6 protein-coding genes are annotated in these 7078 nt (G+C 55.1%); all 6 read right to left on the reverse strand.

The features are described from left to right. Positions 1–43: 43 nt before the first annotated feature. The 6 genes from nifE to nifH all read right to left on the reverse strand — a co-directional run bounded on the left by nifE (position 44) and on the right by nifH (position 6591). Positions 44–1417 (reverse strand): nitrogenase iron-molybdenum cofactor biosynthesis protein NifE, encoded by a 1374-nt coding sequence (nifE, locus tag RAHAQ2_RS24555; protein WP_014333916.1) that lies wholly within the window; start codon positions 1415–1417, stop codon positions 44–46. A gap of 171 nt (positions 1418–1588) precedes the next feature. After that, positions 1589–2263 (reverse strand): NifB/NifX family molybdenum-iron cluster-binding protein, encoded by a 675-nt coding sequence (locus RAHAQ2_RS24560; RefSeq protein ID WP_014333917.1) that lies wholly within the window; start codon positions 2261–2263, stop codon positions 1589–1591. Positions 2264–2277: 14 nt separating this feature from the next. Further along, the gene (gene nifT, locus RAHAQ2_RS24565; protein WP_014333918.1) at positions 2278–2493 is read right to left on the reverse strand and encodes a putative nitrogen fixation protein NifT; all 216 of its coding nucleotides are present in this window, start codon (positions 2491–2493) and stop codon (positions 2278–2280) included. A 75-nt stretch (positions 2494–2568) separates the two neighbouring features. Next, on the reverse strand, positions 2569–4137 hold the full coding sequence (nifK, locus tag RAHAQ2_RS24570) for a nitrogenase molybdenum-iron protein subunit beta (protein ID WP_014333919.1): 1569 nt from the start codon (positions 4135–4137) through the stop codon (positions 2569–2571). A 56-nt stretch (positions 4138–4193) separates the two neighbouring features. Then, complete coding sequence (nifD, locus tag RAHAQ2_RS24575) at positions 4194–5642, reverse strand: nitrogenase molybdenum-iron protein alpha chain (RefSeq protein ID WP_014333920.1); 1449 nt, start codon at positions 5640–5642, stop codon at positions 4194–4196. Between the two features lie 73 nt (positions 5643–5715). Next, a complete protein-coding gene (nifH, locus tag RAHAQ2_RS24580) occupies positions 5716–6591 on the reverse strand; it encodes a nitrogenase iron protein (RefSeq protein ID WP_014333921.1) in 876 nt (291 codons plus the stop codon). Positions 6592–7078 lie beyond the last annotated feature (487 nt).

The following is a 7078-nucleotide window of genomic DNA, read 5'->3' on the forward strand; positions in this document are numbered from 1 at the left end:
TCTCCAAAACAATGAGTCGAAACATCGCTCACAATGTGTCTGTTTAGCGCCACGGCGCCAGACGGTTGACCTGCGCCCAGACCGGGCTTTCCAGGGTGATACACAACTGTTCGGCCAGATTTACCAGCCCGTGATATCCGGCAAACGCATGCTCGCGCTCCTGATTGATATCCAGGAACGGCAGGCGGGCTTTGTACGCGGTATACATGTTGCGGCCCCCGGCGATCATGATGTCGCCGCCGAAACGATAGAGGGTATCGAGCAAGGTTCTGGCATTGCCTTCGTCGAGCATCAGCACGTCTTCACCCATCAGTTCGCGAATACGCTGCTTGTCTTCTTCGGTTGATTTTCGGGTGCCGGTCGCCACCACCGTGATGCCTAAATCCTGTAACGCCGAGACCACCGACCAGGATTTCACGCCACCGGTATACAGCAGCGCCTTGCGCCCGCTGAGCCGCGCACGGTAAGGCGCGAGCGCAAGATGTGTCGCCGCCTCCTCGCGCTCAATCAGACGTTCTGTGCGCGCCTGTAAATCCGGGTCTTTGAGTAGCACGGCGATCGTGCGCAGGGAATCAGCCATGGAACGCAGGCCATAAAAACTGCCTTCAAACCATGGGATCTGGTAACGCTCTTCCATTTTGCGGGCGACGTTGATCAGCGCCCGCGAGCACACCAGCATGTTGGCTTCGCCACGGTGCATAGTCTGGATTTCAGCAAAACGGGAATCCCCGGAAAGGCTGCACAGCACGCGGATCCCGAGCTCATCGAGCAGCGGCAGAACGTGCCAGAACTCGCCGGCAATATTGAATTCGCCAATCAGGCTGATGCTGTGGCGGTGTCCGGCGGGGATCGGTGAGTTTTCCGGCCACGGCGCGGGTTCGCGCTGGCCGATCACCTTTTTGACCATCACGTCCCCGGCAATGCGGTTACCGAGATTTTTGCTGCCGTAGAAACCGGCGGCATCGACTGAAATAACTGGCACACCGGCGGCGGCCGATGCGGCGCGACACACGGCTTCAACGTCATCCCCTTCCATCGCGGGTACGCAGGTGTTGTAAATAAAGACCGCCACCGGATGGTAATGGCTGACGATGTGCTGCACGGCGTGAAATAAGCGTCGCTCGCCGCGCCCCATAATCACATCCTGCTCGCTCATGTCGGTGGTGAAGCCCATGCGGTTGATGGAAGGCCCGGAACTGCGGCTGCCACGGTTGTCCCATGAACTGCCGGTACAGCCAATCGGGCCGTGCACCAGATGCGCGACGTCCGCGACCGGCAGCAGCGCAATCTGCGCGCCATCAAACGCACAACCACCTGCCGTCGCGCCCGGTTTCGGCAGGCTGCAACCCGACTTCTGCTTGTGGTTATGCTCACAGGCTGGCTCATCAATCAGCGCCAGAATCTCTTTTGCCTTCATCGCAACCTCGTCATGACAGATAAGTATCAGGGTGAAGGTTGCAAGGAGCAGGCCAGCGGATTACCTGCTGATTTTAAACAGGATCTCATTGTCGTGTTTATGACAAACGACACAAAGAAAACAAAGGAAACAACGGATGTCGGGGCGCAGACCGCGCCCCGCAGAGGGACGTTAACTGAACAGACGGTTTTCCAGCGGATTACTTTTGCCTAACCGGCGCGCCAGCCACGGCGGCATGTTTTCGGTCAGCATGCGTTGCAGCGCAGCAAGTTGTGACGCAATGCTCACGCCGGGCAGCACTTTGATCGGATGAATATTATGGCGGATGACCCGCGCCGCTGCCGGGCCGCCAATGGCTTCACAGAACAGCAAATGGCAATCGCTGATCAGCCGCGCACGGGTTTCATTGGACTCTTCACCTTCGGGCGATACCGGCGTACGGCGCAGCGCCATCAGATACGGCCCGTCACTGTCGAACGCATAAATGAAAAACAGATGCGACTGCCCAAAATGACCATTCACCGTGATGCCGTCCAAAGACGAAAATGCCACCCTTAACTGCTGTGGCTGGCGGCGATTTTCATTCAGGGTCAGATGTGGTGGCAGTTGCCCCTGCAGGCAGCTCATTAGCGACTGCCAGCGGCTGACAGTCACCTTTCCGGCATCTCCCGGAAACGTCGCCTCCAGCTCTTCCAGACTCATGGCCTGTAAATGCGCCAGCCCGATATTGCCGTCACCTTCGCGACTGCCCTGTGTCAGCCAGGCCAGCACCTCCGGCGGCGGGATTTCCGGGAATAATTGCACCACGGCGAATAAACGCCAGAACAGCAGATCGTCTTTTGACATCGGATTCACTCCTCTCACAGTTCTGATCGTGTTGCCCGCAGGCTGACGGGAAACGACGGAATGCCCGGCTGAGGTTCCACGTAATAGGCTTTTCCTCCTTCCAGACAAACACGTCCGCCCCACTGTTGCGGATGGTTATGCTCCAGTTGCACCACTTTGGCTTCCATATCCTGTTTCGCGATATAGCAATAAAGACTGTTATTACGCAGTCGGAAAATAACCATCGGCATAAGCCCCTCCCGGCGACACGCGCCCCGGCGGTAAAGAGAAAAGCCCCGGCACAGTTCAGTGACAGGGCGAGGGTTTTAGCGGATCAGGTCGAAGTTGTAGTCGGTTTTGCCAAGCTTCATGGTTTCGCGATCCAGTTGTTCAAGTACCGCATTCACCAGTTGCGTCAGGATGCTCATCGCCCCTTCGTATCCCCAGGTGGTCTGACGGTGCAAATGATGCCGGTCAAAAATCGGAAAACCGATGCGGATCAGCGGCACTTCGAACTGTTCGCCTTTGGCCAGCGTGTCACGCTGAATGAATTTTCCGTAAGAGTTGCCGATCATAAAGTCCGGTTTACGGGTAAACATCAGCGAGCGGAAATGCCACAGATCGCAGTTCACATACACTTCGCTGTCCTGTCCGTAAGGCGAATCAGCCAGCATTTTCTTCATGGCTTTCTGCCAGCGCTTGTTGCCGTTATGGCTGAGAATGGTGGTCGGTTCACAGCCCAGTTCCAGCAGGAATGCGGTCATGCCCATCACAAAATCCGGGTCACCGTAGAGACCGAAACGCTTGCCATGCAGCCAGGTGTGGGAATCGAGCATCATGTCCACCAGACGGCCACGTTCAGTCGCCAGCGCGTCAGCTATCGGTTTGCCGGTCAGTTCGCTTACCGTCATCAGCAAGGCATCGGTCGCCGCCAGGCCAATCGGTACACTGACTTCGGTGCCCGGCTGATTCCAGTCGCCCTGCACCACCTTTTTGGTTTTCTGTAATTGCCACGGTTGCAGCAGCAAGGTGTCGATGGCATCCGGTGCATCACGCATTTCGGTTTGCGTGGTGCCGCCGGCATACATGCGGTATTGGCCGTCAGCCGGGGTGTCGAGCACTTCAGACGGATCGGACAAGACGCTGCATTCGACCCCCATCTGGCTCATCATGCGGTGAATAACCCGGTAGTTGCCGAGATAAGTTTCAAAACCGGTCACCACGTTCAGTTTGGCAAGTTTGCCCGGCTGATATTCCCGCGTGGCGTCGGTGGTAAAGGTACGGGCGAAACCTTCAAACATGTTGTCCCAGCCGGTGACATGACTGCCCAGAAAACTCGGTGTATGGGCATACGGGATTGGCATACCGGCATCCACAAATCCGTCTTTTTTGGCGTTGGCGATAAAAGCCTGCAGGTCATCACCGATCACTTCCGCCATACAGGTGGTGGAGACAGCAATAATTTCCGGCTTGTACAGCGCGCTGGCGTTTTCCAGACCGACATTCATGTTGTTATTTCCGCCAAAAACGGCGGCATCTTCGGTCATTGAGTCGGAAACACAGGCCACCGGCTCTTTGAAATGACGATTAAAATAGGTACGGAAATACGCCACACAGCCTTGTGAACCATGGACATACGGCAACGTGTTGGTAAAACCCAGCGCGCAAAGTACCGCGCCTAACGGCTGGCAGGCTTTCGCCGGGTCGACGGTCAGCGCTTCACGCGAGAAGTTCAGATCCTGATATTCCTGCGTGGTGGTCCATTCAAACACTTCCCGCACTTTCGCCTCGCCGTGTGCTTCTTCCAGCGCGCGTTTGTGGGTAAACATATTCTGGTATTCATCCTGCTCGAACAGCGGGAAACAGGATTTTGGGGTGCCAAGATCTTGACTCATGTTTCTCTCCTTCCGCGCCACAAATCTGTGAACTGACGGAATGTTTGTCGTCTCTGTCAGGCCGTTTTCAACCAGGGGGCGGTCAGCTGACTCCAGCCCGGATTGTTCAGCGTCATGTCCATGTCACGGGCAAAAATGCCGAAACCGTCGTAGCCGTGATAAGGGCCGGAATAATCCCAGGAGTGCATCTGGCGGAACGGCACGCCCATTTTCTGGAAAATGTATTTTTCTTTGATACCTGACCCGACAAGATCCGGTTTCAGCGCTTTAACGAACGCTTCCAGCTCATAACTGCTCAGGTCATCGAACAGCAACGTGCCTTCTTTGAGCATCGGTAAGGTGCGGTCGTAATCATCGTTATGACCGAATTCATAGCCGGTACCGATGATTTCCATTCCCAGATCTTCATACGCCCCGATGATGTGGCGCGGACGTAAACCGCCGAGATACAACAGCACCTTTTTGCCTTCCAGACGCGGACGGTATTTGTCGATCACCGCCTGCGTTTGCGCCTGATATTTTTCAATCACCGCTTCGGCGTTTTTCCGGATGGTATCGTCAAAACGCGCCGCGATTTCGCGCAGAGATTCCGCAATTTTGGTCGGGCCAAAGAAGTTGTATTCCATCCACGGAATGCCGTGTTTTTCTTCCATATGACGGGAGATGTAGTTCATCGAGCGGTAGCAGTGCACCAGATTGAGCGCGACTTTCGGGGTGTTTTCCATCTCCACCAGCGTGCCGTCGCCGGACCACTGCGCCACCACACGCAGCCCCATTTCTTCGAGCAGAATACGTGAGGCCCAGGCGTCACCGCCGATGTTGTAGTCGCCGATAATCGCCACGTCGTAAGGCGTGGTTTCAAATTCATTGCCTTCGCGGTTATCCAGCACCCAGTCGCGGATGACATCGTTAGCAATGTGATGGCCGAGCGATTGCGACACACCGCGGAACCCCTCGCAGCGTACCGGCACGACCGGCTTACCGATTTTGGCGCTGCTGGCTTTGGCGACGGCAGAAATGTCATCGCCGATCAGACCGACCGGACATTCCGACTGCACCGAAATGCCTTTGGTCAGCGGGAACAACATCTCCAGTTCGTCGATCAGTTTGTCGAGCTTTTTATCGCCGCCAAATACGATGTCCCGTTCCTGAAAATCACTGGTGAAGTTGAGGGTGCCAAAGCTGTTCACGCCGCTCCAGCCGGTGTAATAGTTACGGCGTCCGGCACGAGAATACTGGCCGCAACCAACCGGGCCGTGGGAGATATGCGCCATGTCTTTGATCGGGCCAAAGACCACGCCTTTGGAACCGGCGTAAGCGCAGCCTCGCACGGTCATCACGCCCGGCTGTGATTTGCGGTTTGAGACAATACACTTGCCGACAGATTCCATCGCCGGGTCGGTGGTCATCATGTGTTTCTTACGATCTTTAAGCGCCTTCTCGGGGAAGATCTCCAGCACTTCCTGGATCAATGCCTCGTTACGTTCGCGTGTTTCACTGGTCATAAAGACTCCGCTGATTGCCTGAAAAGGTGCACATTCCCGCAGGTCTGTGCATCTCTGGATAAAGGGGACGAAATCACGCCTCTTCGGCGGCGGTACGACCGACGATGGTCAGGTCTTCTTCTTCCATAATGCCAAATTCCATTAACAGGGCTTCCAGCTCATCCATGGTGACCGGTGTCGGCACCACCATTTTGGTGTTGTTGACGATTTTGTTCGCCAGTGCACGATACTGATCTGCCTGCGCACAAGTCGGGTCGTATTCGATGACCGTCATGCGGCGGATTTCAGCGCGTTGCACAATGTTGTCACGCGGCACGAAGTGGATCATTTGCGTGCCAAGTTTTTCAGCCAGCGCGATGATCAGTTCATCTTCGCGATCCGTCTGGCGGGAGTTACAGATCAGCCCGGCCAGGCGAACTTTGCCCGATTTCGCGTATTTCACGATGCCTTTGGAAATGTTGTTGGCGGCATACATCGCCATCATTTCACCGGAGCACACGATGTAGATTTCCTGCGCTTTGTTTTCGCGAATTGGCATCGCGAAACCGCCACAGACCACATCGCCCAATACGTCGTAAAACACGAAATCCAAATCCGGCACATACGCGCCTTCTTCTTCGAGGAAGTTGATGGCGGTGATCACCCCGCGTCCGGCACAACCCACACCAGGCTCAGGGCCGCCTGATTCCGCACAGCGCACGCCGCCATAGCCGATTTGCATCACATCTTCCAGCTCCAGATCTTCCACGGAGCCTACTTCAGCGGCCATTTCCATGATGGTGTTCTGTGCTTTCGCATGCAGAATGAGGCGGGTTGAATCAGCCTTAGGGTCACAGCCGACGATCATGACCTTCTTATTCATTTCGGCCAGAGCCGCTACAAGGTTTTGGGTAGTGGTGGATTTCCCAATACCCCCTTTCCCGTAGATTGCACATTGACGCATTGCCATTGTTTTCTCTCCTGTAGTGTCCAGTTGACATACAGGCTATTGCAGTGTTTGTACCACCATGCCAAAGCTGTAAACCCATTGAAAAATATGCGTTTTAAATTTAATGAGTTGGAAATATTAGAAGCAGAGAAAACAATCTGCGTACAGTTTGTTATAAAACAAACAAACCGATGGCGGGTTTCGGGAGAAATGAGTGTGAAAAGACCCGTATTCTGCTGGCCTTTTAGGAGGAATGTTTTCGTACAAAGCCGGGCCGGTTGGTAGTGTAATCGGTTTGGACAAACTGGCTGGCGGTGACCAACGCGTCTGAACCCTCTCCCAATACAGTCGAGCCGACGACGCACCGGTGTTGGGCAACCAATACAGCATGATGTCATCTAACATCTGGTCGAATGTAAACGAGCCTTCGGCGTTGCCCGGTGTTCCGCAGGTATCCTGGAACATCTGGTAGATCCAGGCGGCCTGTGCCACGGGTCACTCTATGAGT

The organism is Rahnella aquatilis CIP 78.65 = ATCC 33071 (genome assembly GCF_000241955.1).
Taxonomy (GTDB): Bacteria; Pseudomonadota; Gammaproteobacteria; order Enterobacterales; family Enterobacteriaceae; genus Rahnella; species Rahnella aquatilis.